This window comes from Marinobacter sp. AN1, from assembly GCF_026013985.1.
Lineage (GTDB): Bacteria > Pseudomonadota > Gammaproteobacteria > Pseudomonadales > Oleiphilaceae > Marinobacter > Marinobacter segnicrescens.
Window position 1 is genome coordinate 3,398,226 of record NZ_CP110342.1, and the last position, 26,858, is coordinate 3,425,083.

A 26,858-nucleotide genomic window follows, 5' to 3' on the forward strand; every position below is an offset into this window, starting at 1 on the left:
AGGAGAAAAAAGTGTCAGATACCAATATCGAACTTACGTCGACCATCAGCGAAGACAACAAACTGGAACTTGCCCTGCGCGACATCGAGATCCCGCAGCCGGGCGAAAACCAGGTCGTCATCCGCATTGAAGCCGCTCCTATCAACCCGTCTGACCTGGGAGTGATGTTCAGCGTGGCGGATATGAAGACGGCCAGCCAATCCGGTAGCGCCGATCGCCCGGTCATCAGTGCCGATGTCCCGGCCAGGTTTATGGGTGCCGTTAAAAAGCGGGTTGGCAAGGCCATACCCGTGGGCAACGAGGGCGCCGGTACCGTCGTCGCCGCGGGCTCATCCGCCGCTGCGCAAAGCCTGATGGGCAAAACCGTCGCGTTCATTGGCGGTGGTAGTTACAAAAAATATGTCTGCGCCAATGTGCAAAGCTGTCTCGAACTGGAGTCGGGTACCTCCGCAGTGGAAGGCGCTTCAAGCTTCGTGAATCCGCTGACGGCCTTGGCCATGGTAGAAACCATGCGAGCAGAGGGACACAAGGCGATTGTTCACGCTGCCGCCGCCTCTAACCTCGGACAAATGCTCAACCGCATCTGCATCGCCGACGGCGTGGACCTGGTCAATATCGTCCGCAAGCCAGAACAGGAAGCACTGCTGCGTGACCAGGGTGCCAAATACGTGGTCAACTCCAGTAGCGACAGCTTTATGGCCGACCTGACCCAGGCACTGATCGACACCGGCGCGACCATCGCCTTCGACCCTATCGGTGGCGGTCGCCTGGCCAGCGATATCCTCACCTGCATGGAAGCCGCCGTCTCTCGCAACATGACTCAGTACAGCGTGTATGGGTCAGACGTCTACAAGCAGGTTTATATCTATGGCGGCCTTGATCGCGGCCCCATCACCCTGAACCGCAGCTTTGGTTTTGCCTGGGGTGTGAACGGCTTTTTGTTGTTCAATGCGCTGGGAAAACTGGGCAAGGACACCAACATCGCCATGCGCAAGCGCGTAGCCGCCGAGATCAAAACCACGTTCGCCAGCCACTACACCCACGAAGTCTCCCTGGCCGGTGCGTTACAACTGGATGCCATCTCTGCTTACGGCAAAATGGCAACCGGAGAGAAGTACCTGGTCAGGCCCCAGAGCTAAGGTGAGCATCGGGCCGCAAGGCCATCCCTGGGTGCCGGAGCCAGAATGGCTCCAGCACCCGCATCAAAGGTGACTCTGCCAGTGAATGTCCTGCCCCCATTGATCGCAGAGCACCTTGGGCAAGCCGCCGGAAAAGAGCGCAGCGCAGTACCGTTTGGCCGGAAGTATTGGAGCGGACGTTGCGGGAAATGGCGGAAGGGTATGGGAGTCGAACCCACCAGGCACGCGTTGCGCACCTCACCGGATTTGAAGTCCGGGCGCTCCACCGGGAAGCGATCCCCTTCCTTTGATCAGGGTCTGGCAGTGTAACCTTTTTCGCTTGGCGTTGAGAGCGTTACCGCGACCCTTCGGCGGTAGGCCGGTTGCAGGCGACGCTCCTCATTAATGAAGGCGGTGACGCCCGCGCGATCCAGGTATTCCAGTACGCTGACGGTCAGGCGTCGGCCGATGCCGGAGCGGTCGCGATAAGCACGGGCGTCGAAGGCGCCGGTGGGTGAGCTCTCCGCAAGTTCAACGGCAATGGCGGCCAGTTCGGTCACTGTTTCCGGCCGATAGAAGCGGTTCGGTGCAACGGCGACCAGGAAGCCAAGCCGGTGCATGCGCTCCAGGAAGGTCAGCATGCTCTCCCGCTCAAGGCCCAGCGCCTCTGCCATTTCTCCGACAATGGGTGGTTTCAGGCCGGTACCCTCCAGTTCAGCCATAACCTGGCCAAGCAGGCGCTGGTCCGCCTCAGTCAGTTCTGGCTGGTGGCCTGGTCGATGAAACCGAAAGCCATTACGGGCGATTGCTCCGGTCGCCAGTAGCGGATGTAACAGCTCATGGCGCAACTCCTGTTGCAGTCGTATTCCGGGCAGCCGGGTCAGTTCCGGCTCTGTGGGACCAATCTGGTCTGGGTGGTTTGGTGCCACTGGTCGAGCTGTTCCAGCACCCGGGTCTGCAGCGCAGCCCAGCGCCCAGGGGCAAAGCCAACGGGGCCGGTGGCGGTCTGGACAATGACAGGCTCAAGGTCAGCGAGAACCGTTTCCAATCGTTCCTGCGGCAGGTTTTCCGCGGCCGCTAACCGGTCAACGTCTACGCCTTCCGGGTACGCTTCCAGCGAGGCCTGAAGTCGTGCCCTCGGGCCATCGGTTTCCGAGTGAACGGTCGCGAAAGCCCGGCTTTCCAGCAGTATTCGAAGCAGTTGCACCCGTTTTTCAGCGGACCGTCCACGGCCCTCCCCGAACGGGTCCACCACCTCACCGCCGCCGATGGTGCGATTGAGGGCTGGGTCCCGCAGGATCAGCCGGTCACCCACACAGGCCTGCACCGGTTGCTCCAGCATCAGCTGCGCCAGCATCGGGCGGTCGCCCTGCCCTTCGTCCAGTACCACCACCCGGGCACTTCTCACCGCCGCGCCAAGGTGTGCCTGGAAGGTACCCCTATGGAGCCGGGTCTCCGGGAGCAGGGCCAGCCCCACATCCAGGCGATCCGTGGGCCGGTGCAGCCAGGGGGTAACCAGCCAGTCGCCCCGGTGTATGTTATCAGCGCTGACGTTTCCGGCCAGGTTGATGGCGCATCGCTGGCCGGCGCCCAGGTTTTCCACCGTCTCGCCGTGCGCCTCGAGCCCCCTGACCCTGATCGGATGGCCTGTCGGTGCAACCCTCAGGGCGTCTTCCCTGGACAAGGTCCCGGCGATCAGGGTGCCGGTAACCACACAGCCCCGCCCGGGTACCGAGAAACTGCGGTCGACCACAAACCGCGTGCCTGCTGCCAGGCTGCTGGCTTTCTGGTGGTCGACGATCGCCTGCTCTGCCAGCCATGCCTTCAGTGGCGGAAGGCCCTCTCCCGTCAGGCCGGACACCGGAAACACCGGGGCGGTTGCCAGTCCGGTATCCGCCAGCAATTCCCGGATCTCTTCCGTAACCTCTGCCAGCCTGGAGGCACCCACCCGGTCTGCCCGGGTCAGGGCCACCAGGCCAGTCTCGACACCCAGCAAATCGAGAATCGCCAGGTGTTCCCGGGTCTGGGGCATGGGACCGTCATCGGCGGCGATCACCAGCATGACGGCGTCCACCGCCGCCACACCGGCCACCATGTTGCGGATGAATTTCTCGTGGCCGGGGACATCCACGAATCCGAGCCAGTGCCCCGATTCCGTGCGGCTCCAGGCAAAGCCCAGGTCAATGGTCAGGCCCCGGCGTTTTTCCTCCGCCAGCCGATCCGTATCCTGCCCCGTAAGCGCATGGATCAGCGTGGTCTTGCCATGGTCTACATGGCCGGCGGTGGCAAAGATCACAGCGGCCTCGTTTCCGGTCCGGGTGCTGCAACAGGGGGACAGCCGCGGGGGCGGAAAACCGGGCCATCAGCGGTTCGATCTGCCGGTGGCCCATGGATGGGGACGCTCCTCGGAGGGCTTTCTGAAGGGTTGTCATGGACTCCGCCACATCCCTGGCGGAGCAGGGACGTCTATTCTGTGTGAGTCAGTAGCCGGACGATGTCCTCCAGCGCCTTGTCCGCCAGTGCCCGCATCTCGTCGTCCGTGCGGTCCTGGATCGGATGGCCAACGAACACCATGGCCGGCTCGAAACCCAGGGTTTTCGACTGGGCCGCTGCGGCCTGGATGAACTCGGTGGAGGCAACGCCTACGCCCGGAATATTGCGACCTTCCAGGTCTGCGATGTCATGTGTACAACACGACGTGCAGGAACCTCAGTCGGCCAGCCCTTCAACCACCAGGTCCACTTCACCGGCAATCTGTTGTTTCAGCTCGGTGGGTGCAACCCGGGTGAATGTGGGTTTACGGTAGCGTTTGACGGTAACATCCATTTCCGCCAGGCGTTCCTCGATCCGGTCGAGGAACACATCGCCCCGGGGCTTTGAGATGTCCAGCAGCCCGACGGTCTTGCCTGCCAGGCTTTCGGGCCGGGCCAGCCGGGCCCGTACCGCTGGTGACAACTCGCCCGTGGGGTCGAGCATCACACTGGTTTGGGTCATACCTTCACCTCTCTGGTTACAGGACTGGAACCGACCGGGCCTGAGGCGGCCCAGCCGGCAATGACAGCAGAAAACAGGCCGGCGGTGCCGCCAGCCCGGACAATCAGCAAGCCGCCGGGGCGGAACTTGGGTATGGTCTTGTCCCGGTACTGCTCGGGGAGACCTTCGGTAATTCCGCCCGCGCCGGCCACCATTTCTTCTCCGGGGAACTGGAGCAGATTCTCCAGCTCCTCGAGTAATCGGGCCTTGGTCCAACCCGCCTCAATGAATACGCGACTGTGTTCCGGTGACACCACCAGAACCGCATCGCCGGCCATGGCCATTTTCGGGTGGTCCACCACCCGCAGGGCCAGGGCAAAGGACTTCGCCAGCGATTCCGGAGTGCGAGACTTCTGGTCCACGATGCCCTGCACGCCCTCCCCCGCAAACAGCGTAACGGCCGAGTTACCGGATGGAACGCCCCGCTCTTCCGCCAGCGGCAGCCACTCGCTGTCCTCTGCCTCGGCGAAGCAGAAGGTGTACTTGCCCGGTGTGCCCAGGGTGGCCCGGTCAATCTCGCCCGGACGGCCACCGCCCACGTTGCGGACGATCAGTTGCAGGGCACGGCCAATGGTGGCGTTGGCGCGGTTACCCTGCCCCAGGGCATTGCCTCCGGAGTTCATGCCAATGGATTTCGCCACCGGGCCATTAACAATGATCATTGGGCCGGCGAACATGGTGGTGCACAGCAGGCCGTGGAGGCCGAACTCTTCGGTCAGGGCAGCCTCCAGGGCAGCCAGCACTACCGGCATGTATTCCGGTTTGCAGCCGGCCATTACTGCATTGATGGCAACCTTCTCCACGGTACAGGGTGCCAGGTCCGGCGGTACCAGGCCGATTTCCTCGGCCGGGTCCCGGTCGGTGCCCCTGAGCATTCGCAGCACGCGCTCCGGTGTTGGCGGCACCACCGGCAGGCCATCGCTCCAGCCCCGTTCGTAGCAGGCCTCGATCAGGTCATCGGCGTCTGTTTCAATCTCCCGGGCGTGGAGATGAGTGTCACCAAACTGCAGCTCCAGTTTTTCGGCGATGCCCGGTTCCAGGGTCTTCGAGCCACAGCCGGGACGCATCATGGGCAGGTCTTCACCCAGCCCTTCGATACCGGTGAGGCGCCGCCAGTCATCCCGGTGCCAGCCATAGGTGCGCTCGACTTCTTCACCGTTCTCGACGCGGATCAGGGTGGGGACAAATTCGGTTTGCAGGCGAAAGGAGTGTTCCAGGGTGGAGTCATACTGTGCACCCCTGACTCCCGCCGCGAAGGCTGGATCGTCCTGCGAATACACGGTCAGAGGGCCCGCCTGCCGCTCGATATCCGGCAGCAGCGGCTCTACCAGCTGGCAGGTGGGACAGTCGCGCTTGGCAACGACAATGAGGCCATCGGGTAATGGGGTCATGGTCAGGGTTCCGCCCGATTTCCGGGTCTTGTTGTAGATCAGTGGATGACTGACAGCATAGCAGGCCGGATGGAAAAATCGAGCGCTTGCCCGCTAACTATTCAGCCCTGGTCCATGTGGAAGTTCGCCCGAACAAAGGCGCGCCCACATAGCCTCTCAGCTTGAGCGTGTTCTCGTCTTCCAGAGTGATTTTCGCGTTATAGGTCTTGCCGCTTTCCGGGTCATAGACCTTGCCATCTTTCCAGGTTTCACCGTCGCCGCTGTCCTCAAGACCCCAGACGATTTTCAGCCCTTCAATGGGGCGGTCCCGGAGTTCGGGCTGAGGGTTTTCTGCGTCGGTCTTGGGATTGCCCTTGTCGTCCAGGGGTTCTTCCAGTGAGACGATGCTGCCGCACAGGTTGTCGCCGCAGGTTTCTACCTGCACCTTGGCGCTCTTGTCTTCGGTGTGCCAGAGGCCGGTGGGATCGGCGTAGGCTTCGCGGACGGCCAGGAAGGACATCACAACCGCCATCGCGGTCAGCAGGTTAAGTCTGGTTCGCATGGGTGTTTCTCATTTGTTGTTGTTTTACGACGCCTCAGCGCAGTTTATCAAATCATAGCCATACTGCGAGCCACAGGCCAGAGCAAACGCTCACAATCCTGGAAGATTACCGCCGTTATCGCAAGGTAGCCCGGACCACCGTATTGGTGTCGGTACCGAACCACAGGCTTCGGGTTTCCGGGTCAAACACCATATGGCGGACGGTCCCGCCGCCGCTGGGGATGGTTGCGGGTTCCGAGAAGCTCTCAGATTGCGGATCAAAGCCGATCAGCCGGTTGGGGCTGGGGCCGGTTTCCACGAACCAGGGCCGGCCCTGATCGTCCAGGGCCATGGCGTAGGGGTAGGCATCGGTCCCGCCGGGCACGGGCCATTCCTGAATCTCGCCACTGTCGATATCGAAGCGGCCCAGATAACCCTCGGCATAGTCCACGTACCACACCTGGTCATCATCGGTGATATCCAGGCGCCTGGGCCGGGCGCCTTCCCGGGGCAGCGCCACTTCGTGGATTTCTCCCCGGGCATCCACGGTGGCCAGCTTGTTGGTGCCAAACAGGGCCACCCAGGGGCGGCTGCCCTTGCTGACCACCAACCCGTAGGGCCGGGCCCATTCGGTTTCCACGTTGAACATGCGATAGTCGTACTGGTCCACGTCCAGCCAGCCGATACGGTTACCGCCCTGCTCGGTAAAGAAGATATCGCCGTTGGCGTCAAAGGCCATGGTGTGCACATCCTTCGGCCCCTCTCCTTCCAGCTTGAACTTGCGTATCTCGCCACTTTCCGGATCCAGCAGCCCGATGTGCTCCGCCTGGTTGCCGGCGTAGAAGGCCCCGCGTTTGTCGGCGATCACGTTGTGGGGGCCGGTGCCCGGGTCCAGCCGGTACCGTTTCAGGTCGCCGGTTTCCGGGTTCAGGGTGGCCACGTAGTCGCCGGCCTGCCCCACAAACCAGATGGTGTTCTCGCCGGGCCCCACCCAGGGGTCACGGGGGCGGGTGTTATCCCAGGGTATATTCCATTCCTTGAGGTTCGGGGTGGCGGGAGCTTCCGCACTGGCCACCGGCACGGACAGCGCCAGGGTCAGGCCAGTCAGGGCCACGGCAATGCACTTCATGGCAGTTCTCCTTGAACAGGCTTCCAACGATTCGCTCACTATAGTACGCCTTCACGACAGGACAATAGCCACCATGACCGGAATGTAAACGAGCGCGAACAGAGTGCTGAGCAACGCTGTGCCCGCCGCCTGGCGGGGGGCCGTATCCAGCAGTGTGGCGATGACCACGGTGTTGGCGGCAATGGGGGTAATGGAGAGCAGGAAGATGGCCTGGTGCACATCGGTGTCATAGATACCCAGCACCGCCGCATCGAGCCACCAGAGGCCAAGCGCCACCAGCGGCCAGACCACGAACTTGCCGGCAAAGGACAGGCCGGTAAAGCGGATATTCCCAGCCAGCCCCCGAAAACTAAGGATGCCCATACCGATGATCATCATGCCAAGGATGCTGTAGGCGCCCCGCAGGTTATCAAACAGCGGTGTCAGCACCTCGGGAATGCCGATGCCGGACAGGTTCAGCAGTACCGCCAGCACAAAGGCATAGACCGACGGTAACCTCGACACTCGCACCAGCGCATCCCGGATGCTGTACCGGCCCCGGGCCGCCAGGTAGAAGCCAACGGAGTTCTCGAACAGGGTGGTGCCCAGCATGCACACGATATAGATGGCCAGACCCTGCTCGCCGAACAGCAGTAATGCCACGGGAATACCGAAGTAGCCGGTATTGCCGGTGCCCACAGACAGGGGGATGATGCTGGCGCTGCCATCGGTCAGCACCCTCCGGGCCACCCAGAGATGGGCAACACCGATCAGCGAACACAGGGCAAAGGTGAGCAGTGGCAGCAGGATGACTTCCGCCGACAGGGGCGCCGCCATCACTCCCGAGAACACCACGGACGGCGTGACGATGTACAGCATGATACCCGCGATATGACGACTGCTGGCCTGCAGGTAACGACCGGCGATCCACCCCAGGGCGACGGTAATGTACAGGGGCAGAAGTTTCAGCAGCAGGGTCAGGGCGGCGGTCATGGCGTCTCCGGGTCAGCGGGTGGCCATTGTACTGTCACGATGTCTGAACCGACAGGATGACCGGGAAGGTACCTTCTACTCGCCTGCCGGCTTGCCTTTTTCCGCCCGCAACTGCCGCACTTCCTCTTCCAGGGCCCGGCGGGCGGCCCGCTCCTTCATCAATTGCAGCGTGCTGCTGGAGAGCTTGCCATAGATTTCCAGTATTGCCTGCACCATGACCGAGGTGGTTCCCCCCAGGGTGCGATCGGCATCGTCGGCGGCTTCTTCCAGGGAGTGACCGGTGCGAATGGAAAACGTCATCAGCGCCATACGACGATCCGATTCCAGGATGTGGAACGCGAGCCAGCGGGTAAGGAAGTCGAACATCTCGGCGAGGGTATTCTCGTTCCCCGCCTCACGGCGTTTCTGGTAATGGCGCACCTGCTCGAAGAAGTGCTCGTGGGCCTTGTGGTGATTGGCCTCGATGCTGCTGCCAGCAAAGTACTGCTGCCAGATGCCTTCCTCGGACCGGAAGTGGTAATGGGTATAGTCCAGCAGTTCATCCAGCACATCGCTTGCCTGCAGTTCGTCTTCCTCAGCAGACAGGTGCCATGCCAGCCGGTTAAGGATAGCCACCAGCTTGCGGTGTTGTTCGTCGATCTGCTCGATGCCGGTCTCGAACTGACTGTTCCAGGGGAAGAGTTCGAAGTCGGGCTGGTTGGCGGCCCTTAAGCTCATAACACTGCTACCTTTCGCGACAATGTTGCCACGATATCACATGGGTCAACCCCGCCCCTTGAGAAATGAGAATTAAATCGGGACGCTTCTAACGACAGTAAACACGGTTCTCCAGGACCAATCCAACACTTTCAACCCGGTGACAGCTACCCCTTATGGGGTAGTCAGCTGATTCATTAGTGGAGCTTCCGGGCATGCTTGATAACCGTCAAGTCAGGCATTTCTTTACAGGAATAACCTAGTGCTGCAGTCAGGCATTTGAAAAATAACCATGGAGAGAGCGCTATGGCCGAACGCTTTACCAAAAGCATGGCCAGGAACATCTATCTGGGGGGAAGTGTGTTCTTCGTCCTGTTGTTCCTGGCCCTGACTTTAGACACCCAGTTAAGGGCAATGCCCGAACGGGACAATCGCGAACAACTGACCGAAGACGTGGTTCGCGGCAAGCACCTGTGGGAAGAGAACAACTGCGTGGGTTGTCACTCCATCATGGGTGAAGGGGCCTACTTTGCCCCCGAACTGGCGAACGTGTTCGATCGTCGTGGCGGTGGCGATACAGAGGTCTTCAAGTCCTACATGAAGGCCTGGATGAACGCCATGCCTACAAACGTTCCCGGGCGGCGGCAAATGCCGAACTTCAATCTGACCGATGAGGAGATTGAAGACCTGGCAGCGTTCCTGGAGTGGACCTCCAAAATCGACGACAACGACTGGCCACCCAATATTGAAGGCTGAGGGCTCCGACATGAAATACGAATCCCAAAGGGTAGCAATGCCCTACTTCATCTTTGCCCTGATCCTGTTTGCCGGCCAGATCGTGTTCGGCCTGATCCTGGGGCTCCAGTACGTTGTGGGTGACTTCCTGTTCCCGGAAATCCCCTTCAACGTGGCTCGCATGGTGCATACCAACCTGCTGATTGTCTGGTTGCTGTTCGGCTTTATGGGCGCGACCTACTACCTGGTGCCGGAAGAAGCCCAGACCGAACTGCACAGCCCGCTGCTGGCATGGATTCTGTTCTGGGTATTCGCCGCGGCTGGCACCCTGACCATACTTGGCTACCTGTTCGTGGACTACGCCACCCTGGCGGATATCACCATGAACAAGCTGCTGCCGACCATGGGACGGGAGTTCCTTGAGCAACCCACCATTACCAAGATCGGTATCGCCGTTGTCGTGGTGGCCTTCATCTACAACATCGGCATGACCGCCCTCAAGGGCCGCAAGACCGTGGTCAACATTGTCCTGATCACCGGCCTGCTGGGCCTTGGCGGATTGTGGCTATTCTCCTTCTACAACCCGAGCAACCTCGCCACCGACAAATACTTCTGGTGGTTCGTGGTACACCTGTGGGTTGAGGGTGTGTGGGAACTGATCATGGGTGCCATCCTGGCCTATGTGCTGATCAAGCTCACCGGCGTCGACCGTGAGGTAATCGAGAAGTGGCTGTACGTCATCATCGCCATGGCACTGATTACCGGCATTATCGGTACCGGCCACCACTTCTTCTGGATCGGACCGCCCGAGTACTGGTTGTGGCTGGGCTCCGTGTTCTCCGCACTGGAACCGCTGCCATTCTTTATGATGGTGGTATTCGCCTTCAACATGATCAACCGCCGTCGCCGCAACCACCCCAACAAGGCGGCCTTGCTCTGGGCCATGGGCACCACGGTGATGGCGTTCCTGGGTGCTGGCGTGTGGGGCTTCCTGCACACCCTGGCTCCGGTAAACTGGTACACCCATGGTAGCCAGATTACCGCCGCCCACGGTCATATGGCCTTCTACGGTGCCTACGTGATGATCGTGCTGACCATTATTTCCTACGCCATGCCGATCATGCGCGGCCGACCCTACGGCAACGGCAATACGGCACAGGTCGTGGAAATGTGGGGCTTCTGGCTGATGACCATCTCCATGGTGTTCATCACCCTGTTCCTGACCGCCGCAGGGGTACTCCAGGTGTGGCTGCAGCGCATCCCGGAAAGCGGCGAGGCCCTGTCCTTCATGGCAGGCCAGGACCAGATCGCCATCTTCTACTGGATGCGGTTCGTAGCCGGTGCCTTCTTCATGGCCGGCCTGGTGGTGTACCTCGGCAGCTTCTTCATCAAGGGCGAGGCAAGCCCGGCTGAGGAAGTCCGTGGTCCCGCCACCGCGGATGCCTGACCGGCAATAACCGCCGGGGCCTCCGGGCCCCGGCCTTCTCCATAATATCCGGACCATTTTCGTGCATGCGCAAACCATTAACCGCAAGGACACCCTCCAGCAGAAGCGCCTGATTTCCCGAGGTGCCTTCTTTCTGCTGTTCCTGCTTGCGCCTGTACTCAATATTTTCCGCTATGACCTGACCGAGACCCGCTTCGTCCTGTTCGGGTTTCCGCTGTCCTTCAACCTTGACCCGGCCTGGGTGAGCCAGAGTTCGCCGGCGGAAGTCGCTGGGCAAATCCTGTTCTGGTTTGTGCTGCCCATCATCGTGCTGGTGCCACTGGTACTGTGGATTGCCTTCAAGTGGGGGCGTATTTACTGTGGCTGGTTGTGCCCGCACTTTTCCGTGGTCGAAACCATCAATGACCTGATGACCCGCGTCACTGGCCGGCCAACACTCTGGGAGGCCCTGAAAAAGGGCAACACAGGCAAGGCCCTGCACTGGGCGGGGCTGGCCCTGATATGCGCGCTGATCGGCTTCTCCTGGGCCCTTGCCCTGCTGTCGTACCTGCTGCCGCCCATCCCGCTGTATACAGACCTGGTGACCGGCGAACTGAACCGCTACCCGTCCATTTTCCTGGCGGTTGCGACGGCGGTGTTCACCTTTGATTTCCTGTTTGCCCGGCACCTGTTCTGCAAATACGGCTGTGCCGTCGGTCTGGTGCAGAGCATCGCCTGGATGGCCAACGGCCGGGGACCGGTTGTCACCTTTGACACCAAACGGGCCGCCGCCTGCCGGGACTGCACCAAAGCCTGTGACGAGGCCTGCCCCATGCGGCTGCCCACCCGCAGCCACAAGCGGGCCAAGTTCTCCTGTACCCAGTGCCTGCAGTGCGTCAGCGCCTGCCGGGAGGTACAGAAAGACAACCCGGACGGTTCCCTGTTGACATGGGAACCCGGCACCCCGGGCAAACAGACGGTACTGATACCAATGCGTCAGATCGACACCACACCGCCAACACACCTGAACACGGGGAGTTGATATGGAAGAGTGGGTAGGTTTCAAATGGCATGAGTACATTACCCGCCATGCCATGGGAGAATTTCCGGAGCACGCGATTCAGCTCAAGGATGAGGCCCGGACCCTGGGCGTGCTGTTCCGTGCCCTGGGGGGCGACCCGGCTCTCAGCCTGGTGGTGGCCGAGCCGCGTCACTTCCGCACCCGCCGCCGTTTCCTGCAGAAGCTGGCGGGCACCCACAAGAAATTCGAACTGGCCTGGCGTGATGAGCAGAGCCTGCGCCTGCCGGACCGGTTGGCCCTGTTCCCCTCGAAACACCTCAACCGGGATCTTTACCTCTGGCTTGCCGCCTTGGCGGCGCAGGGCGAATGCACGGAAGAAGACTGGCTGACCGGCAACCAGGCAATGGTACAGACCCTGCTTGGCCGGTGGCCCGGACTGGAACCGGTCTATCAGCGACTGGTTCGCAACAGCCTCCAGTGGCGCCCGGATCCGACCACCCTGCCCGACGCCGAAAGCCGCCGGGAAAAGGCCATTCGCCAGGCGCTGATTCATCCCGGCAGTGTGGATACCCTGCCGGAGGCAGACTCCGACCCCTGGCCGGTTATTATCTGGCTATACCCCACCATGACGCCAGGCAAGCTGACCGCCCAGGTGATCGGTGACGACAACATGAGCTCGAAGCCCGGCGGGCTGGAAAAGAAACGCAAACGCCGGCGTGCGGAGCGTGTGGATGCCTTCGACAAGGATCAGGGCCTGATGCTGTTCCGCCTCGAAAGCCTGTTCTCCTGGAGCGAATTCATCCCGGTGGACCGGGCCGGTGACGATACCGAAGAGGAAGACGCCGACGCGGTGGCCGACGACATGGACATGATCTCTGTCTCCAGCGACCGCCGCGAGTCGTCCTCTGCCATCAAGTTCGACCTGGACCTGCCCTCGGAAGAAAATGACGACCTGCACCTGGGCCCCGGCATTCACCTGCCGGAGTGGGACTGGCGCAGCCAGGGCTACCGGGAAAAGTTCTGCTGCCTGCAGCCCATGCTGAGCAAGGACTCTGTTCCCTCCCCCCTGCCGGACCACCTGAGCCGGTCCGCCATGCGACTTAGGCGCCAGTTCAGTGCCCTCAAGCCCCTGCGCCAGTGGGAGCGCCGCCAGATTGAAGGTGAAGAACTCGACTTGGACGCCTGCATGGAGCGGGAAGTCCAGCACCGCCGGGGCATTGGAGAAATCGACCAGAAGCTGTTCCGACGCTGCAAACAGAACCAGCGCGACCTGGCGTGCCTGATCCTGGCCGATATTTCCATGTCCACCGACACCTACATCAACAACAACCAGCGTGTGATCGACATCACCCGGGACGGGCTGCAACTGCTCAGCGAAGCCCTCCAGGCCAGCCGCGATCCCTTTGCCCTGTTCGCGTTCTCCTCCGGCGCCGGGACCATATCCGCTTCCATCACATCAAGGCGTTTGACGAGCCCTATAACGATGTCAGCCGAGGCCGTATCCAGGCCCTGGAGCCGGGTTACTACACCCGCATGGGTGCTGCCATACGCCAGGCCACCCGGTTGCTGCAGGGCCGCCATGAGCACCAGAAAATCCTGCTGCTGCTCACCGACGGCAAACCCAACGACCTGGACCTGTACGAGGGCCGCTACGGCGTGGAAGATACCCGCATGGCGGTGCAGGAAGCCCACAAGGCCGGCCTGACCCCGTTCTGCGTCACCATCGACGACGACGCCAGCGAGTACCTGCCCTACGTCTTCGGTAGCAACAACTTCGTGGTCATCAAGGACCCGGTCCAGCTGCCGCTGCAATTGCCCAAGCTCTACATGAACCTGACCCGATAAGCTCTATGGAAATCACCACCAACGAACGAAGCCGACACCTGCCAGGGGACCTGGCCGTATGGTTCTTTATCTTCGCGGAACTGGCGGTGTTCGGCATCCTCTTCATCGGCTTCGGCGTTGCCCGCAGCCTGGACCCGGACACCTTCGCCACCGGCCGCGAAGCCCTGCACCCCTGGACCGGGCTGATCAACACCTTCGGCCTGATCACCGCCAGTTACCTGGTGGCGGTATCCGTCCACCGCCTGCGCCACCGGCAAACCCGTGTGGCCCTGCTGCTGTGGGGCGCCATCGCCGCCTCATCCATCTACACCTTCGGCAAACTCTGGGAGTACGTGGAGCTTTACGGCAGCGGCTATAACCTGGGGACGGACACCTTCTTCATGTTCTATTTCTTCCTCACCTTCTTCCACTTCATGCACGTGGTGCTGGGCCAAATCATCCTGGTGGTGCTGGCGGTCAAGGTGAGGAACGGCGACTACAACGGTGACGACATGAACGGTATGGAATCCGGCGCCTCCTACTGGCACATGGTGGACCTGGTGTGGCTGGTGCTCTTTCCCATGCTCTACGTGCTGGCATAAGGAGCTCGGTTAATGGCAACGGTATACCTGGTCCTGCTGGCCTGCACCATGGCCCCGGTTATCGCCCTGCAACTGGGCGCTGATGCAACCGTCCTGGTCTGGATGGTCTTCACCCTGGTCCTCATCAAGGCCATCCTGTTGGTGGACCACTTTATGGAAATGAAGCATGCCCCGAGGGGGTGGCGGCTGGCAGCCCAGGGCTGGGCTGTGCTTGTGATCGCTGCCTTGGCGGGGGTTCGGTGGGTGCTTTGAGGCCGAAACCAGTGCAGTCACGGGCTCAAACAAGCCGCTTGGGAAAATAAGGCGGCTTCTCCCCGATAGCCTGGGCCAGGGCAATCATCCCCCACAAAACAAAGCTGGTATGCAGCACGATGGCCCACACAATCGCCCCGGTCCAGAAATTCCCGGTATGACCGAAAGCCAGCCAGAACCCGGCCACACCACTGAAAATCAGGAGCGCCCCAAGAATCGACATATAGAAGGCGGCCCGCACATGGGCCCGGCGCAGCGCCGGCATATCCGCCGAACGCAGGTACAGCCAAACCAGCACCGCAAACCCGATAACCGGCAGCGCCAGCAGGTTCAGCAGATACCAGATGACCGGCACCACAGCGCCATTACTGACCTTCGCCTGGCCTCCCGAATACGGCATACACCACCTCCATAAGTGCGCTGACGGTTGCTTCATCGTCGGACAAGGGCTCAATCATCCCGGCGCGGCACGCCTCCGTCACCGGTACACCAGCCTTCACCAGCCGGGCCGTATGAATCAGCAAACGGGTTGACGCCGCCTCTTCCAGATCATGGTCCTTCAGGTTTCGCACCGATTGGGCCAGGTTCACCAGGTGACCGGCAAGCTCCCGGTCACAACCGGATTCTTCCATGACGATCGACTGCTCCGCTTCCGCCTCCGGATAATCAAAGCTCAGGGACACGAAACGCTGCCGGGTACTGGGTTTCATACCCTTGAGCAGGCTTTGATACCCGGGATTGTATGACACCACCAGCATAAAGCCCGGCGCGGCCGTCAGCACTTCTCCCGTGCGCTCGATAGGCAGCTCCCGGCGGTCATCCGCCAGCGGGTGCAACACCACGGTGGTGTCCTTGCGGGCTTCCACCACCTCATCAAGGTAGCAGATGCCACCCTCACGTACGGCCCGTGTCAGTGGTCCGTCCTGCCAGTAGGTGCCTTCCGGACCAATCAGGTGGCGTCCCACCAGGTCGGCCGCGGTCAGGTCATCATGGCAGGCAACCGTATACACCGGGCGCCCCAGCTGCTCCGCCATGTAGCGCACAAAGCGGGTCTTGCCGCAGCCGGTAGGCCCCTTGATCAGTACCGGCAGGCTGTTGTCGGCGGCTGCCTGGAAGAGTTCGATCTCGTTACCGACCGGTTGGTAAAACGTCATTGGTTACTGTCCTCTGAGTTCAGACTGTCGGGCCAGGCAAAGCCATTCACCCATTCGGGAAAGGCCGCAAAGGCCTGTCGGTCGTCTCCGCGCTGCCATCGGGACAGGGCCTGCTCGCAGGTCCCTGCATCGCTTGTCCAGCCAGTTTCGCGATACCAGCCGGCGGCGGTAAGCGGCTCGCCGGCCCAGGTTATGACCAGGTCATTCTTTTCCAGCAACGGCCGAACAAAACCCAGCTCCGAAACGGACGCGTGGGTGTTGTTATGAAGCAACAGCCCCAAAGCCGAGCTGTAGTCGCCAGCCTCGTAGAGCTGCCCGGTTTCAGGTACAACACCCGCCTGTCGCAGTGCAGCCAGCGGCAGTTCAGCCCCCACCGGGTCTCCACCAGCCACCGTGGACAGGTCCCGGCCCAGCAGTTCGCCAATAGCCTTAACGCCTGCTGTCCGGCGAGTGATCCAGGCCGGCACCGGCAGGCCACCGTCGCGGCTGACCGCCACCAGCACGGGGGCCCCACTGGCCGCCACACCCGATCGGAATACCAGCGCCGTCGCCGGATCATCCCCGTTAAACCGGACCTGCGCCCTACAGCCTTGTGCTTGCAGATAGCCTTCAAGGCGGCGACGGGACACTTCGGAAACACGCCCGTCAGACTCGATACTGATAACCACCACCCCTGTTTCGGAATGGACAGGTGCAGCCAGAACGCTGAAGGCAGTCGCCATTACCACTGCCGGGGCGGTTTGTACCACCTTACAACCCAAGCGTATGGGCACGGCTGGTGAAGAAAATACCACTGGGTTTTTCCGCGTTCAGCTCCGCTACCGGCTCAAGGGTGCGGGTGTTGTATACGGTCACCCGGTTGCTGTCCCGGGCGGACACCCACACTTCCTCGCCCCGTGGCGTGAACTCCATGTGCAGCACTGCCTTGCCGGGCTCCAGGGTGCGGACAATTTCACGGGTGCTGGAGTCAATCACCTGTACCACATCGTTCTTCGGGTGGGCAAAGCTCACCCAGATCTGGCGGTTGTCCGGGCTGGCCATCACGAAGACCGGCTGGCCCTGCACAGGGATCCGGTCCACCAGCGACCAGTCGTTCATATCAGCCACCAGCACCTGGTGGTGGCCTACCGCCGGCACGAAGGCGCGACCGTCGGCAATGGCCCAGCCTTCCAGGTGGGGCATCTTGTAAACCGGGAGCTGCTGCTCACCCTTGCCGTAGCCCGGCAGGATCTCGGTTACGCCGGCTTCCGGCTCCCACAAATCCAGCATGGAGAGGCCATCCTCACCAAACAGACCGGCAATGTAATAGCGACCATCCGGAGTGATCAGGGCGTCATAGGGCGCCTTTCCAGCCGGATAGCGGCTGACCTCAGGTTCACCGTCAACAATGCCCAGGGTCCAGATTTCGCCCGCGTCAAACAGGCTGAACACAAACTGGTTACCCGGTGCATCCACCAGGCCGACGGTCTTGGACCGGGCAGTCTCACCCTGTTCGTTGGTCCAGGTAGCCGGGATATCCGCCACCAGCTCCAGGGTCTCACTGTCGAACACCTTCACGCCACCGGGCTCGTAGTTGGATACCGCCACGTAGCGGCCGTCCTGGGATATGGCACCACCAATGCTGTTGCCAGACTGGATCACCCGGTCCGCTATAGCACCGGTCAGCAGATCGACCTTGGTCAGTCCGCCATCCCGACCGAATACATAGCCGTAGCGGGCATCCCGGGAGTAGACCACCGAAGCGTGGGACAAATCCCCCAGACCCTCTACCCGGCCCAGCACATCATGGCGGGTGGTGTTGACCACCAGTACCGAGCCTGAGGCCCGCTCGATAATCAGTCCCAGATCGCCCGTGCCCATCAGCCCGGCCTGTTCCGACTTGCCGGACAGCGACTGACAGCCGGCCAGTGAAAACAACACCACCAAAACAAGGGAAAGTCGGAAGGGCGTGGCAATTATGTTGAAACTCATGGCGAATCCTTCCTTCAGAGGGATCATTCGGGTGTTATCAGGCTGCCGGATTTGAGCTGTTCACTGACCCAGCGAATCTCCTCGGTGGTCAGCAGCGCTTTCCAGGGCGGCATGGCGGTACCCGGGACGCCTTCCCGGATAATCGCAGCTATGGCCTCCTCCGGCAGGCGATCAACGTTTTCAGGCAATAATGGCGGACCAAGGCCACCCTTCAACTTCAGCCCGTGGCAGGAGCCACAGTCCTGGATAACCATGTTGGCCAGCTCAGCTTCATCGATAACGTTACCGTTACCTTCCCCGTAGGCCGGTGCGACAAAAAGCCCCGTGATTGCAGCAACCGCCATCCACCCCAGCCAGGTTCTGCCTGATGATTTGTCCAAGTCCCACTCCTTTCCGGTCGTCAATGGCATCGTGACAACCAGGTAAAAACACATCCTTGATCATGGTTAAAAGCCGGGCCCTATACCAGCACTCTTGGGTATACCCACCTGTGGGTAGTGCGCACACAAACATTCAACTCCTGACATTGATCAATGTTTATACAGCCAAACAGGCGAAACCTAGAGGGACTCTTTAATCCAAGGAGAGAACCTGATGAGAGTAACCAACCCGTTTATCAAGCCACTGGCACTTGCGGTTGCCGTAGCGTCGTTTGGCGCCATGGCAGCCGATGAGGCCACCAAACACCCTGACGACCCGGCCGCCACGGCTTATGAGGGCACACCCAGCCCGATTGATCCGGGATCGGCCAAGGTGGTTCGCACTCCGGGTGCTCCCGACCTGACCGACGCCGAGTTCGAACAGGCCAAGCAGATCTACTTTGAACGCTGCGCCGGCTGCCATGGCGTTCTGCGCAAGGGTGCGACCGGCAAGCCACTGACGCCGGACATCACCCAGGAACGAGGTATCGACTACCTCAAGGCCTTTATCAGTTACGGCTCACCCGCCGGCATGCCGAACTGGCTGACCTCCGGTGACTTCACTGAGGAAGAAGTGGAGCTGATGGCCAAGTACGTCATGCACGAACCGCCCCAGCCCCCGGAGTACGGCCTGGAAGAGATGAAGGCCACCTGGGAAGTGGTCATACCGCCGGAGGAGCGCCCCACCAAACAGATGAACGACCTGAACCTGGAAAACCTGTTCAGCGTGACCCTGCGGGACGCAGGCCAGGTGGCCCTGATTGACGGCGACACCCACGAAATCGCCCATATCATCGACACCGGCTACGCCGTGCATATCTCCCGTATGTCGGCATCCGGTCGCTATGTGTTCGTTATCGGCCGGGATGCCCTGGTCAACATGATCGACCTGTGGATGGAAGAGCCCGACACCGTCGCCAAGATCAAGGTTGGCATGGAGGCCCGCTCGGTGGAAACCTCCAAGTACAAGGGCTGGGAAGACAAACTGGCCATCGCCGGCACCTACTGGCCTCCCCAGTTCGTGATCATGGACGGCCAGACCCTGGAGCCGAAGAAGATTGTCGGCACCCGGGGCATGACCGTGGGCACCCAGGAATACCATCCCGAGCCACGGGTAGCCGCCATCGTGGCCTCCCACAAGCATCCTGAGTTCATCGTCAACGTGAAGGAAACCGGCAAGATCATGCTGGTGAACTATGAGGACCTGGACAACCTCTCCATCACCAACATCGATGCCGCCCGCTTCCTCCACGACGGTGGCTGGGACGCCAGCATGCGTTACTTCATGACAGCCGCCAACAACTCGGACCAGATTGCGGTGGTGGATTCCCAGGACCGTAACCTGGAAGCCATCGTCGACGTCGGCAAGATCCCCCACCCCGGTCGTGGCGCCAACTTCGTGGACCCGGAGCATGGCCCTGTCTGGGCAACCAGCCACCTGGGTGATCCCACCATCCAGATGATCGGCACGGACCCGGAAGGTCACCCCGACAAGGCCTGGAAAGTGGTACGGACCCTGGACGGTCAGGGCGGTGGCTCGCTGTTTATCAAAACCCACCCGGAATCCAGCAACCTCTGGGTCGACACCGCGCTGAACCCGGCTGAAGCCATCAGCCAGAGCGTTGCGGTGTTTGATATCAACGACCTCGAAGCCGGCTACGAAGTGCTGCCCATCGCCGAATGGGCGGACCTGGGTGAAGGCCCGAAGCGGGTCGTCCAGCCGGAGTACAACGTGAAGGGTGATGAAGTCTGGTTCTCGGTGTGGAACACCCAGGACAAGAAATCTGCCCTGGTGGTGGTCGACGACAAGACCCGTGAGCTGAAGAAGGTCATCACCGATGAGCGGCTGGTGACACCGACTGGCAAGTTTAACGTCTACAACACCCAGCACGACGTGTACTGACCGGTTCCGACCCGGAGGAGACAACCCATGCAACTGGATGCCACTGACAGACAACTGATCGACCTCTACCAGCGGGACCTGCCCGTCTGTGACCGGCCCTTCCTGGATGTATCCCGGCAGTTGGGCATTACTGAAGAGGAGGTGATCGGGCGGCTGCAGTCACTCCAGGACCACCAGGTCGTCAGCCGGGTCGGACCCGTTTTTGAACACAGCCGGGCAGGTGCAAGCCTGCTAGCTGCCGTGGCGGCACCGGAACAACAACTGGACCTGGTGGCCGCCCGGATCAACCGTGCCCCGGGGGTGAACCACAATTACGCCCGGGAGCACACCTACAATCTCTGGTTTGTCATGACCGCACCGGACGAAACCGTCCTGGAAGAGCGACTGGGCGAACTGGAACAACAGCTCAGGCTTCCCATGCTGCGCCTCCCCATGGTGGAGGGCTACCACATCGACCTGGGCTTCGAGATCGACTGGGAGGCGCTGCCGTGATCCTGTCACCTTCACCGGAATACCTGGCCGTCGCCCCCGAGGCAGCCGGCGGTAGCCCTGTCAGCGCCTGGGGACTACTGCGCCTGCGGCGGGAGCTGGAAAAGGGGCTCCCGCTGACACCAAAGCCTTACCAGACCCTGGCCGACCGCTCAGGGCTGACGGAAGACGAAGTCATGGCTGCGGTCCGGCAATGGCAGGCACAGGGCCTGATCAAGCGACTGGGGCTTGTGGTGAAACACCGCACCCTGGGGTACACCGCCAACGCCATGGTGGTCTGGGACATCCCCGACGACCAGGTTCACGCTATCGGCCAGGCCATGGCCAGAATGCCGTTCGTTACCCTGTGCTACCAGCGCCCCCGCCGACTACCGGACTGGCCCTACAACCTGTTCTGCATGATTCACGGCACCGACCGACCGCGGGTGCTGGCCCAGCTGGACAACCTGATCGGTGACCAGGGCCTCCAGCACACCCCTCACGCGGTTCTGTTCAGTACCAAGGCTTACCGGCAACGGGGAGCATGCTATGTCGGCCGTCACTGAGCGACCGGAGACCGACACACCGGGCACTTTCACCGGGCTTGAGCGGGCGGTGATTAACCGCCTGCAGTGCGGCCTGCCGCTGGTGCGTTATCCGTTTGCTGCCGTAGCGAAGGAGCTGGGCATCAGCGAAACCGATCTGCTGCACACCCTGCGTGACCTCCTTGAGCGAAAGGTGCTGACCCGCTTCGGCCCCATGTTCCATGCCGGCGAAATGGGCGGTGGGCTGACCCTGGCCGCGATGCGAATCCCCGAACCTGACTTTGCCCGGGTAACCGGGCAAGTGAATCAGCTGGATGAAGTCGCCCACAACTACCGCCGGGAACACGACCTGAACATGTGGTTTGTACTGGCCACCGAAACCCCCGAAGACATCGACCGTGTCATTGCCGATATCGAAGCGGTCACCGGCTACCCGGTCTACAACATGCCCAAAGAGGAAGAGTTCCATGTCCACCTGTACTTCCCCGTCTGACAACGGCTCCACGCTGGATGAACAGGACCGGAAACTGGTGCTGGCCACCCAGGCCGGCCTGCCCCTGGTCAGCGATCCCTGGGGCGCCCTGGGCCAGCAACTGGGCATGGACCATGAGGATGTGCTCAGCCGTTTTCAGCGCATGCAGGAGACCGGTGCCATCCGTCGTGTAGCCGCAGTGCCGGACCATTACAAGCTGGGCTACCGGTTTAACGGCATGACCGTTTGGGACGTGCGCGACGATGCCATTGCGGAAATGGGCCAGCGAGTGGGCGAATTACCCTTTGTCAGCCACTGTTACCGGCGCCCGCGACATTTGCCCTACTGGAATTACAACCTCTTTGCCATGGTGCACGGTACCAGTCGGGACGAAGTGGAAGCCAAGGCGGGACAAATCCGCAAACTGCTGGGTGCGACCTCGGCGGGAGACACCATTCTGTACAGTTCCGCGATCCTGAAAAAGACCGGATTAAGACTGCGAAAAGAGAAGGCCACCTCCTGAAGTACTCCATCAAAGGTATGGAGTCACGACGCCCCCGGGGCGATAGTGAACGGGCACAGAGCCGGCAAGGGCCAGCCCGGAGAGGCAGGAAAGCCACTCCTGATGAGAGAGAGAAACCATGTTCCGCATGACCCGTTACATCAAGAGCCTGATGAACCCCGCCCCGGTGCGCCCGGTGCCCAAGCCCCGCGCCCCGGTGGTGATCTGGAACCTGATCCGGCGCTGCAACCTGACCTGCAAACATTGTTACTCCATCTCTGCCGACATTGACTTCAAGGGGGAGCTGAGCACGGAAGAAGTCTATACGGTTATGGACGATCTCAAGGCCTACGGCGTGCCGGTACTGATCCTGTCCGGCGGTGAACCGCTGATGCGCCCGGATATCTTCGATATTTCCCATCGCGCCAAGCAGATGGGCTTCTACGTGGGCCTGTCGACCAATGGCACCCTGATCACCGAGGAGAACATCGACAGGATCGCCGCCGTTGGCTACGACTATGTGGGCATCAGCATTGATGGCCTGGAGCAGACCCACGACACCTTCCGCCAGAAAAAAGGCGCCTTCCGCGAGTCCATGCACGCGGTGGCCCTGTGCAAGCAGGCCGGCATCAAGGTGGGGCTGCGCTTTACCCTGACCCAGGACAACTACCCCGAGCTGCCGGCCATGCTGGAGATGCTCGACGAGCACGATATCGACAAGTTCTACCTGTCTCACCTGAACTACTCCGGCCGCGGCGGCCGCAACCGCAAGCGCGACGCCTGGTACGACATGACCCGCGACGCCATGACCCTGCTGTTCAATCACTGCCACGACGAACTCAGACGTGGCATTGAGCGGGAATACGTCACCGGCAACAACGACGCCGATGCCCCTTTCCTGATCGAATGGGCGAAGGAGCACTACCCGGACCAGGTGGATGCCCTCACCCAGCGGCTCACCAATTGGGGGGGCAATGCCTCAGGCGTCAATATTTCCAATATCGACAACCTGGGCGTGGTGCACCCGGACACCTTCTGGTGGGACCACGACCTGGGCAATGTCCGGCAAACGCCCTTCTCGCAAATCTGGTCAGAGACACAGGATCCTCTGATGCAGGGCTTCCGCCAACACCCTCGCCCAGTCAAGGGGCGCTGCGCTGAGTGCAAGTTCCTGGCCATCTGCAACGGCAACACCCGGGTGCGGGCCTACAACGTAACGGGGGATTTCTGGGAAGAAGACCCCGGCTGCTACCTCACCAACGAGGAAATCGGTGTGGTCGATGATCTGCCCCGCCGCGTGGCCGCCCAGGCCATCGAAATTCCGGTCCATAACCTGTAAGGAACCGCGCCATGAACAAGCGTCCACACAAGAAATGCCTGGTGGAATTCCAGCTGGCGGAGCAGCCCTTGCGGGTCGGGGAAGTGGCCATTGTCGGCGCAGGCCCCGGTGACCCGGGCCTGCTGACCCTGCGGGCCCTGATGCTGATCCAGCAGGCAGATGCGGTCGTCTACGACCGGCTGGTGTCCCCCGAGATCATGGAACTGGTCAACCCGAAGGCCGAGTTGATTCATGTGGGCAAGGCCAGCGGCTGCCACTACGTCCCCCAGGAGGAAACCAACGAATTGCTGGTACAGCTGGCGGTCCGCCAACGCCGGGTGGTTCGCCTCAAGGGCGGCGACCCCTACATTTTCGGGCGGGGCGGTGAAGAAGCCGAATTCCTGGTGGAGAACGACATCGACTTCCAGGTGGTTCCGGGCATTACCTCCGCCGCCGGTTGCGCGTCTTACTGTGGCATTCCCCTGACCCACCGGGACTATGCCCAGAGCGTCACCTTTGTCACCGGACACCGCAAGTCTGACCAGGCCCTGGAGCTGAACTGGCAGGTGCTGGCCGCCCCGGGCCAGACCCGGGTGTTCTACATGGGCCTGCACAACGCCCCCACCATTGTGCGGGAGCTGACCGCCCACGGTTTGCCGGGTACTTGTCCGGTGGCGCTGGTTGAGCGCGGTACCACGCCGCAGCAGCACATGGCGGTAACGACCCTTTCAGGGCTTGAAACGACCATCAACCGGGAAGGATTCCAGCCCCCCACCCTTATCATCGTTGGTGAGGTGGTGAAACTGGCAGCGTCACTGGCCCAGCCGGCCCGTAGCGGCTGGACCCATGCTCCCGCGCCGCAACCGGCCCTTTCCGCAGGAGGCAGACCGGCGTGAGTCCTGGCAAGAAAACCCTGCTGGCGCTGGCGACCAGCCTGCTGCTACCCGCAACTCTGCACGCGGCAACCGATGCCGAAACCCTGTACCAGCAACATTGCGCCAGCTGCCATGGTGCGGACCGACTCGGCGGCATGGGTCCGGCCCTGTTACCGGAGAACCTCTCCCGCCTGAAGAAGCCCCAGGCCGAGGAAGCCATACAGCATGGCCGGCCCGCCACCCAGATGCCAGCCTTCGGGAATGTACTTGATGAAGCCTCCGTCACTGCCCTGGCCGAGTATATCTACCAGCCGCCGGCAACTAACCCGACGTGGGAAAAGACAGACATAACCGACAGCCATCTGTTGCCCCACCCGACGGGGACGCTGCCCGACGAGCCCGCCTATGACGCAGATATGATGAATCTGTTCCTGGTGGTGGAAATCGGCGACCACCACGTCACCCTGCTGGATGGCGATTCCATGGAGCCCATCCACCGGTTTGCCAGCCGGTATGCACTGCATGGCGGCCCTAAATACAGCCCCGACGGACGTTTTGTCTACTTCGGTTCCCGGGATGGCTGGATCACCAAATACGATCTGTACAACCTGAAGGTCACTGCCGAGGTCCGGGCAGGTATCAACATGCGGAACATCGCCGTATCCGCCGACGGCAACTATGTCATGGCAGCCAACTACCTGCCCCACACCCTGGTGTTGTTTGATGCGGACAACCTCGAACTTTTGGAGGTTCTCCCCGTGGCGAGCGGCGACGAAACTTCCCGGGTGAGCGCCGTCTACACCGCCCCGCCCCGCGACAGCTTTATTGCAGCCCTGAAGGATATTCCCGAAGCCTGGGAGATCACCGTGGTAAACGGCATGGCCAGCGTCCGACGGATACAGACCGACACCTGGCTGGACGACTTTTTCTTTGACCCGGGCTATGACCACCTGATCGGCGCCGCCCGGGATGGCAAGCACGGCATGGTGATCAACCTGGACACCGGTGAAACCGTGGCAGACCTGCCCCTGCCCGGCATGCCCCATCTGGGCTCAGGTATTACCTGGGAATATGAAGGCCGGCGGGTGATGGCAACACCCCACTTCCGCGCGGCGGCCGTATCCATCATCGACATGGACAACTGGCAAGTCATTAAGACCCTGGAAACCGCCGGGCCGGGCTTTTTCATGCGCAGCCACGAAAACTCCCGCTATGCCTGGGTGGACGTGTTCTTCGGCCCCAACAAAGACAAAGTCCACGTCATCGACAAGCAGGCCCTGGAGATCGTCAAAACCCTGCAGCCGGCGCCTGGTAAAGTCGCTGCCCACGTGGAATTTGACCGGTACGGCGAAAAACTGCTGCTCAGCGTGTGGGACCAGGACGGCGCAGTCATCGTCTATGATGCGGACACCCTGGAAGAAGAAAAGCGCATCCCCATGAACAAGCCTTCCGGCAAGTACAATGTCTGGAACAAGATCCACTACGAGGAAGGCACCAGTCACTGATTCGCGAGACCCGTTGCTGCCGGGAGGGCCCCACTCCGTGACGATCAGGCCACCCGCCTTAACATGCATTGCGAATAGTGGAATAATGGCAAAGTATTCACTCAGAGTCTGGTGCCCATCATGAGCGAAGGCTACGAAGATACCGGATACGATGCCCCGGCGTCGTCACCCTGCCTGCTGGACTCCCTGCACCCGGAGATCCTGCGCCAATCAGCGCCGCCGGCGTCCCTTGCCCTGGTCAACAGTTTGAGCCGGGTGTTTGGTATGCGCCTGGACCACGAACACGGCGAATCCCCGGATAACCGCTTTCTGGGGGACCTGGCCGGCCTGTTCCAGCAGCGCAAGCTGGAGCCGGAGACCACCCTGGAAGTCCACGACGCACCCTGGAGCCAGGTCTACCTGATCCAGTACGGTGTGATGCGACTCTACCGGGAGGCACCGTCCGGCCGCATCGCGGTACATCACTTCTTCTCCGAAGGTGACCTGATATGGCCCGTTTTCGGTCGCACGCGTACCCGCCGCAATACCCTGTGCCTGACCACGGTCACCAACTGCACCCTGTGGACGGCCAGCTTCCCGGCCTTTCGCTCTGCCGTCACCGCCCGGGGCGAAGGCGCCTGGGCGGGGTTTGCCCTGTCACTCACTGAAGAACTGGCGGAACTGACCAGCATGCGGGAATTTCGCAAACAAACCATGCCAGCGAAGGAGCGTTACCAGCTGCTGCTGGAGGAATACCCGGAACTGGTCCAACGGGTGCCCGATAACCAGCTTGCGGCCTGGCTTGGCGTGGTGCCGGCCACCTTCTCCCGTCTCAAGAACGCAAAACCGGTAAGTGACCCGACCACGAATCCGGACCTGGATCACGCCGTAGAAATTGACCATTTTTTAATCAGCCAGCAACGAAACCGGTCCTGGGCACCAGGCAGAAGGTAACTCCCTGATGTTTCAATGATTCCGGTTTCGGGCTACCGCAGTCATCCGCAACCAGACTGAACACAGTGCCCCCT

The 26,858-nt window shown here is 61.4% G+C and carries 28 protein-coding genes, 1 tRNA gene and 1 pseudogene; 16 read left to right on the forward strand and 14 right to left on the reverse strand.

Annotated features, from left to right (window positions below; genetic code table 11):
* Positions 1-11: 11 nt before the first annotated feature.
* Positions 12-1,139 carry a zinc-binding dehydrogenase gene (locus LJ360_RS15590; protein WP_091850091.1) on the forward strand — a complete coding sequence of 376 codons (1,128 nt, stop codon included), beginning with the start codon at positions 12-14 and terminating at the stop codon, positions 1,137-1,139.
* Between the two features lie 189 nt (positions 1,140-1,328).
* Here the strand turns inward: LJ360_RS15590 and LJ360_RS15595 are convergent.
* From LJ360_RS15595 to LJ360_RS15635, 9 genes are all read right to left on the reverse strand, one after another.
* Positions 1,329-1,424, reverse strand: a tRNA-Sec gene (locus LJ360_RS15595).
* A 5-nt stretch (positions 1,425-1,429) separates the two neighbouring features.
* Entirely contained in the window at positions 1,430-2,047 is a 618-nt protein-coding gene (locus LJ360_RS15600; RefSeq protein WP_264994445.1) for a SelB C-terminal domain-containing protein, read from the reverse strand.
* Positions 1,999-3,414 (reverse strand): selenocysteine-specific translation elongation factor, encoded by a 1,416-nt coding sequence (gene selB, locus LJ360_RS15605; RefSeq protein WP_264994448.1) that lies wholly within the window; start codon positions 3,412-3,414, stop codon positions 1,999-2,001. The genes LJ360_RS15600 and selB overlap by 49 nt, the downstream gene beginning before the upstream one ends.
* Positions 3,415-3,584: 170 nt before the next feature.
* Positions 3,585-4,112 carry a UGSC family (seleno)protein gene (locus LJ360_RS19930; RefSeq protein ID WP_281247017.1) on the reverse strand — a complete coding sequence of 176 codons (528 nt, stop codon included), beginning with the start codon at positions 4,110-4,112 and terminating at the stop codon, positions 3,585-3,587.
* Positions 4,109-5,542, reverse strand: a complete 1,434-nt coding sequence (locus LJ360_RS15615; protein ID WP_091850098.1) for a thioredoxin family protein — start codon at positions 5,540-5,542, stop codon at positions 4,109-4,111. Before LJ360_RS15615 ends, LJ360_RS19930 begins: the two co-directional genes overlap by 4 nt.
* A gap of 97 nt (positions 5,543-5,639) precedes the next feature.
* Positions 5,640-6,083 carry a DUF2147 domain-containing protein gene (locus LJ360_RS15620; protein WP_091850100.1) on the reverse strand — a complete coding sequence of 148 codons (444 nt, stop codon included), beginning with the start codon at positions 6,081-6,083 and terminating at the stop codon, positions 5,640-5,642.
* Between the two features lie 115 nt (positions 6,084-6,198).
* Complete coding sequence (locus tag LJ360_RS15625) at positions 6,199-7,191, reverse strand: lyase (protein WP_091850102.1); 993 nt, start codon at positions 7,189-7,191, stop codon at positions 6,199-6,201.
* 51 nt (positions 7,192-7,242) lie between these two features.
* Complete coding sequence (locus LJ360_RS15630; RefSeq protein WP_091850104.1) at positions 7,243-8,163, reverse strand: AEC family transporter; 921 nt, start codon at positions 8,161-8,163, stop codon at positions 7,243-7,245.
* Positions 8,164-8,238: 75 nt separating this feature from the next.
* Positions 8,239-8,880 carry a bacteriohemerythrin gene (locus tag LJ360_RS15635; protein WP_091850106.1) on the reverse strand — a complete coding sequence of 214 codons (642 nt, stop codon included), beginning with the start codon at positions 8,878-8,880 and terminating at the stop codon, positions 8,239-8,241.
* A gap of 285 nt (positions 8,881-9,165) precedes the next feature.
* Between LJ360_RS15635 and LJ360_RS15640 the strand changes: the two genes are divergently transcribed.
* The 6 genes and pseudogenes from LJ360_RS15640 (at position 9,166) to LJ360_RS15665 (ending at position 14,719) form a co-directional block, all read left to right on the forward strand.
* A complete protein-coding gene (locus LJ360_RS15640; RefSeq protein WP_091850108.1) occupies positions 9,166-9,615 on the forward strand; it encodes a c-type cytochrome in 450 nt (149 codons plus the stop codon).
* A gap of 10 nt (positions 9,616-9,625) precedes the next feature.
* Positions 9,626-11,041, forward strand: coding sequence for a cbb3-type cytochrome c oxidase subunit I (locus LJ360_RS15645; protein WP_091850110.1), 1,416 nt, complete (start codon positions 9,626-9,628; stop codon positions 11,039-11,041).
* A gap of 61 nt (positions 11,042-11,102) precedes the next feature.
* Positions 11,103-12,062: a 4Fe-4S binding protein gene (locus tag LJ360_RS15650; RefSeq protein ID WP_091850112.1), complete on the forward strand. Its 960-nt coding sequence runs from the start codon at positions 11,103-11,105 to the stop codon at positions 12,060-12,062.
* Position 12,063: 1 nt separating this feature from the next.
* Positions 12,064-13,886, forward strand: a pseudogene (locus LJ360_RS15655) (nitric oxide reductase activation protein NorD).
* A 5-nt stretch (positions 13,887-13,891) separates the two neighbouring features.
* Positions 13,892-14,467, forward strand: a complete 576-nt coding sequence (locus LJ360_RS15660) for a cytochrome c oxidase subunit 3 (RefSeq protein WP_091850116.1) — start codon at positions 13,892-13,894, stop codon at positions 14,465-14,467.
* Between the two features lie 12 nt (positions 14,468-14,479).
* Positions 14,480-14,719 (forward strand): cytochrome C oxidase subunit IV family protein, encoded by a 240-nt coding sequence (locus LJ360_RS15665; protein WP_091850118.1) that lies wholly within the window; start codon positions 14,480-14,482, stop codon positions 14,717-14,719.
* Positions 14,720-14,744: 25 nt separating this feature from the next.
* Here the strand turns inward: LJ360_RS15665 and LJ360_RS15670 are convergent, their stop codons facing one another.
* The 5 genes from LJ360_RS15670 to LJ360_RS15690 form a co-directional block, all read right to left on the reverse strand.
* Complete coding sequence (locus tag LJ360_RS15670) at positions 14,745-15,119, reverse strand: hypothetical protein (RefSeq protein WP_091850120.1); 375 nt, start codon at positions 15,117-15,119, stop codon at positions 14,745-14,747.
* A complete protein-coding gene (locus tag LJ360_RS15675) occupies positions 15,085-15,873 on the reverse strand; it encodes a CbbQ/NirQ/NorQ/GpvN family protein (protein WP_091850122.1) in 789 nt (262 codons plus the stop codon). Before LJ360_RS15675 ends, LJ360_RS15670 begins: the two co-directional genes overlap by 35 nt.
* A complete protein-coding gene (locus LJ360_RS15680; RefSeq protein ID WP_091850124.1) occupies positions 15,870-16,595 on the reverse strand; it encodes a hypothetical protein in 726 nt (241 codons plus the stop codon). Before LJ360_RS15680 ends, LJ360_RS15675 begins: the two co-directional genes overlap by 4 nt.
* Positions 16,596-16,623: 28 nt before the next feature.
* Positions 16,624-17,799, reverse strand: a complete 1,176-nt coding sequence (locus LJ360_RS15685; protein WP_413774435.1) for a cytochrome D1 domain-containing protein — start codon at positions 17,797-17,799, stop codon at positions 16,624-16,626.
* A 68-nt stretch (positions 17,800-17,867) separates the two neighbouring features.
* On the reverse strand, positions 17,868-18,224 hold the full coding sequence (locus LJ360_RS15690) for a c-type cytochrome (RefSeq protein ID WP_245742521.1): 357 nt from the start codon (positions 18,222-18,224) through the stop codon (positions 17,868-17,870).
* 214 nt (positions 18,225-18,438) lie between these two features.
* On the opposite strand from LJ360_RS15690, the gene LJ360_RS15695 reads away from it, so the two are divergent.
* The 9 genes from LJ360_RS15695 (at position 18,439) to LJ360_RS15735 (ending at position 26,784) form a co-directional block, all read left to right on the forward strand.
* Positions 18,439-20,166, forward strand: coding sequence for a nitrite reductase (locus tag LJ360_RS15695; RefSeq protein ID WP_091850128.1), 1,728 nt, complete (start codon positions 18,439-18,441; stop codon positions 20,164-20,166).
* A gap of 27 nt (positions 20,167-20,193) precedes the next feature.
* Positions 20,194-20,658 carry an AsnC family transcriptional regulator gene (locus tag LJ360_RS15700; protein ID WP_091850130.1) on the forward strand — a complete coding sequence of 155 codons (465 nt, stop codon included), beginning with the start codon at positions 20,194-20,196 and terminating at the stop codon, positions 20,656-20,658.
* A 23-nt stretch (positions 20,659-20,681) separates the two neighbouring features.
* Positions 20,682-21,200 (forward strand): Lrp/AsnC family transcriptional regulator, encoded by a 519-nt coding sequence (locus tag LJ360_RS15705; protein ID WP_091850203.1) that lies wholly within the window; start codon positions 20,682-20,684, stop codon positions 21,198-21,200.
* On the forward strand, positions 21,184-21,672 hold the full coding sequence (locus LJ360_RS15710) for an Lrp/AsnC family transcriptional regulator (protein ID WP_091850132.1): 489 nt from the start codon (positions 21,184-21,186) through the stop codon (positions 21,670-21,672). Before LJ360_RS15705 ends, LJ360_RS15710 begins: the two co-directional genes overlap by 17 nt.
* Positions 21,647-22,174: an Lrp/AsnC family transcriptional regulator gene (locus tag LJ360_RS15715; protein ID WP_091850134.1), complete on the forward strand. Its 528-nt coding sequence runs from the start codon at positions 21,647-21,649 to the stop codon at positions 22,172-22,174. Before LJ360_RS15710 ends, LJ360_RS15715 begins: the two co-directional genes overlap by 26 nt.
* Before the next feature lie 118 nt (positions 22,175-22,292).
* The gene (gene nirJ / locus LJ360_RS15720) at positions 22,293-23,492 is read left to right on the forward strand and encodes a heme d1 biosynthesis radical SAM protein NirJ (RefSeq protein WP_091850136.1); all 1,200 of its coding nucleotides are present in this window, start codon (positions 22,293-22,295) and stop codon (positions 23,490-23,492) included.
* Positions 23,493-23,503: 11 nt separating this feature from the next.
* On the forward strand, positions 23,504-24,367 hold the full coding sequence (cobA, locus tag LJ360_RS15725) for a uroporphyrinogen-III C-methyltransferase (protein ID WP_091850138.1): 864 nt from the start codon (positions 23,504-23,506) through the stop codon (positions 24,365-24,367).
* A gap of 20 nt (positions 24,368-24,387) precedes the next feature.
* The gene (locus LJ360_RS15730) at positions 24,388-25,851 is read left to right on the forward strand and encodes a cytochrome D1 domain-containing protein (RefSeq protein ID WP_413774436.1); all 1,464 of its coding nucleotides are present in this window, start codon (positions 24,388-24,390) and stop codon (positions 25,849-25,851) included.
* 120 nt (positions 25,852-25,971) lie between these two features.
* Positions 25,972-26,784 (forward strand): Crp/Fnr family transcriptional regulator, encoded by an 813-nt coding sequence (locus LJ360_RS15735; RefSeq protein ID WP_264994452.1) that lies wholly within the window; start codon positions 25,972-25,974, stop codon positions 26,782-26,784.
* The last annotated feature ends 74 nt before the right edge of the window (positions 26,785-26,858 follow it).

Excerpts from the sequence above, each read along its gene's own strand:
- LJ360_RS15670 (WP_091850120.1), bottom strand. The coding sequence starts at position 15,119 with ATGCCGTATTCGGGAGGCCAGGCGAAGGTCAGTAATGGCGCTGTGGTG.
- LJ360_RS15675 (WP_091850122.1), bottom strand. The coding sequence starts at position 15,873 with ATGACGTTTTACCAACCGGTCGGTAACGAGATCGAACTCTTCCAGGCA.
- LJ360_RS15700 (WP_091850130.1), top strand. The coding sequence starts at position 20,194 with ATGCAACTGGATGCCACTGACAGACAACTGATCGACCTCTACCAGCGG.
- LJ360_RS15735 (WP_264994452.1), top strand. The coding sequence starts at position 25,972 with ATGAGCGAAGGCTACGAAGATACCGGATACGATGCCCCGGCGTCGTCA.
- cobA (WP_091850138.1), top strand. The coding sequence starts at position 23,504 with ATGAACAAGCGTCCACACAAGAAATGCCTGGTGGAATTCCAGCTGGCG.
- LJ360_RS15660 (WP_091850116.1), top strand. The coding sequence starts at position 13,892 with ATGGAAATCACCACCAACGAACGAAGCCGACACCTGCCAGGGGACCTG.
- LJ360_RS15630 (WP_091850104.1), bottom strand. The coding sequence starts at position 8,163 with ATGACCGCCGCCCTGACCCTGCTGCTGAAACTTCTGCCCCTGTACATT.
- LJ360_RS15640 (WP_091850108.1), top strand. The coding sequence starts at position 9,166 with ATGGCCGAACGCTTTACCAAAAGCATGGCCAGGAACATCTATCTGGGG.
- LJ360_RS15695 (WP_091850128.1), top strand. The coding sequence starts at position 18,439 with ATGAGAGTAACCAACCCGTTTATCAAGCCACTGGCACTTGCGGTTGCC.
- LJ360_RS15615 (WP_091850098.1), bottom strand. The coding sequence starts at position 5,542 with ATGACCCCATTACCCGATGGCCTCATTGTCGTTGCCAAGCGCGACTGT.
- LJ360_RS15635 (WP_091850106.1), bottom strand. The coding sequence starts at position 8,880 with ATGAGCTTAAGGGCCGCCAACCAGCCCGACTTCGAACTCTTCCCCTGG.
- LJ360_RS15620 (WP_091850100.1), bottom strand. The coding sequence starts at position 6,083 with ATGCGAACCAGACTTAACCTGCTGACCGCGATGGCGGTTGTGATGTCC.
- LJ360_RS15625 (WP_091850102.1), bottom strand. The coding sequence starts at position 7,191 with ATGAAGTGCATTGCCGTGGCCCTGACTGGCCTGACCCTGGCGCTGTCC.
- LJ360_RS15665 (WP_091850118.1), top strand. The coding sequence starts at position 14,480 with ATGGCAACGGTATACCTGGTCCTGCTGGCCTGCACCATGGCCCCGGTT.
- LJ360_RS15680 (WP_091850124.1), bottom strand. The coding sequence starts at position 16,595 with ATGGCGACTGCCTTCAGCGTTCTGGCTGCACCTGTCCATTCCGAAACA.
- nirJ (WP_091850136.1), top strand. The coding sequence starts at position 22,293 with ATGTTCCGCATGACCCGTTACATCAAGAGCCTGATGAACCCCGCCCCG.
- LJ360_RS15645 (WP_091850110.1), top strand. The coding sequence starts at position 9,626 with ATGAAATACGAATCCCAAAGGGTAGCAATGCCCTACTTCATCTTTGCC.
- LJ360_RS15710 (WP_091850132.1), top strand. The coding sequence starts at position 21,184 with ATGTCGGCCGTCACTGAGCGACCGGAGACCGACACACCGGGCACTTTC.
- LJ360_RS15715 (WP_091850134.1), top strand. The coding sequence starts at position 21,647 with ATGTCCACCTGTACTTCCCCGTCTGACAACGGCTCCACGCTGGATGAA.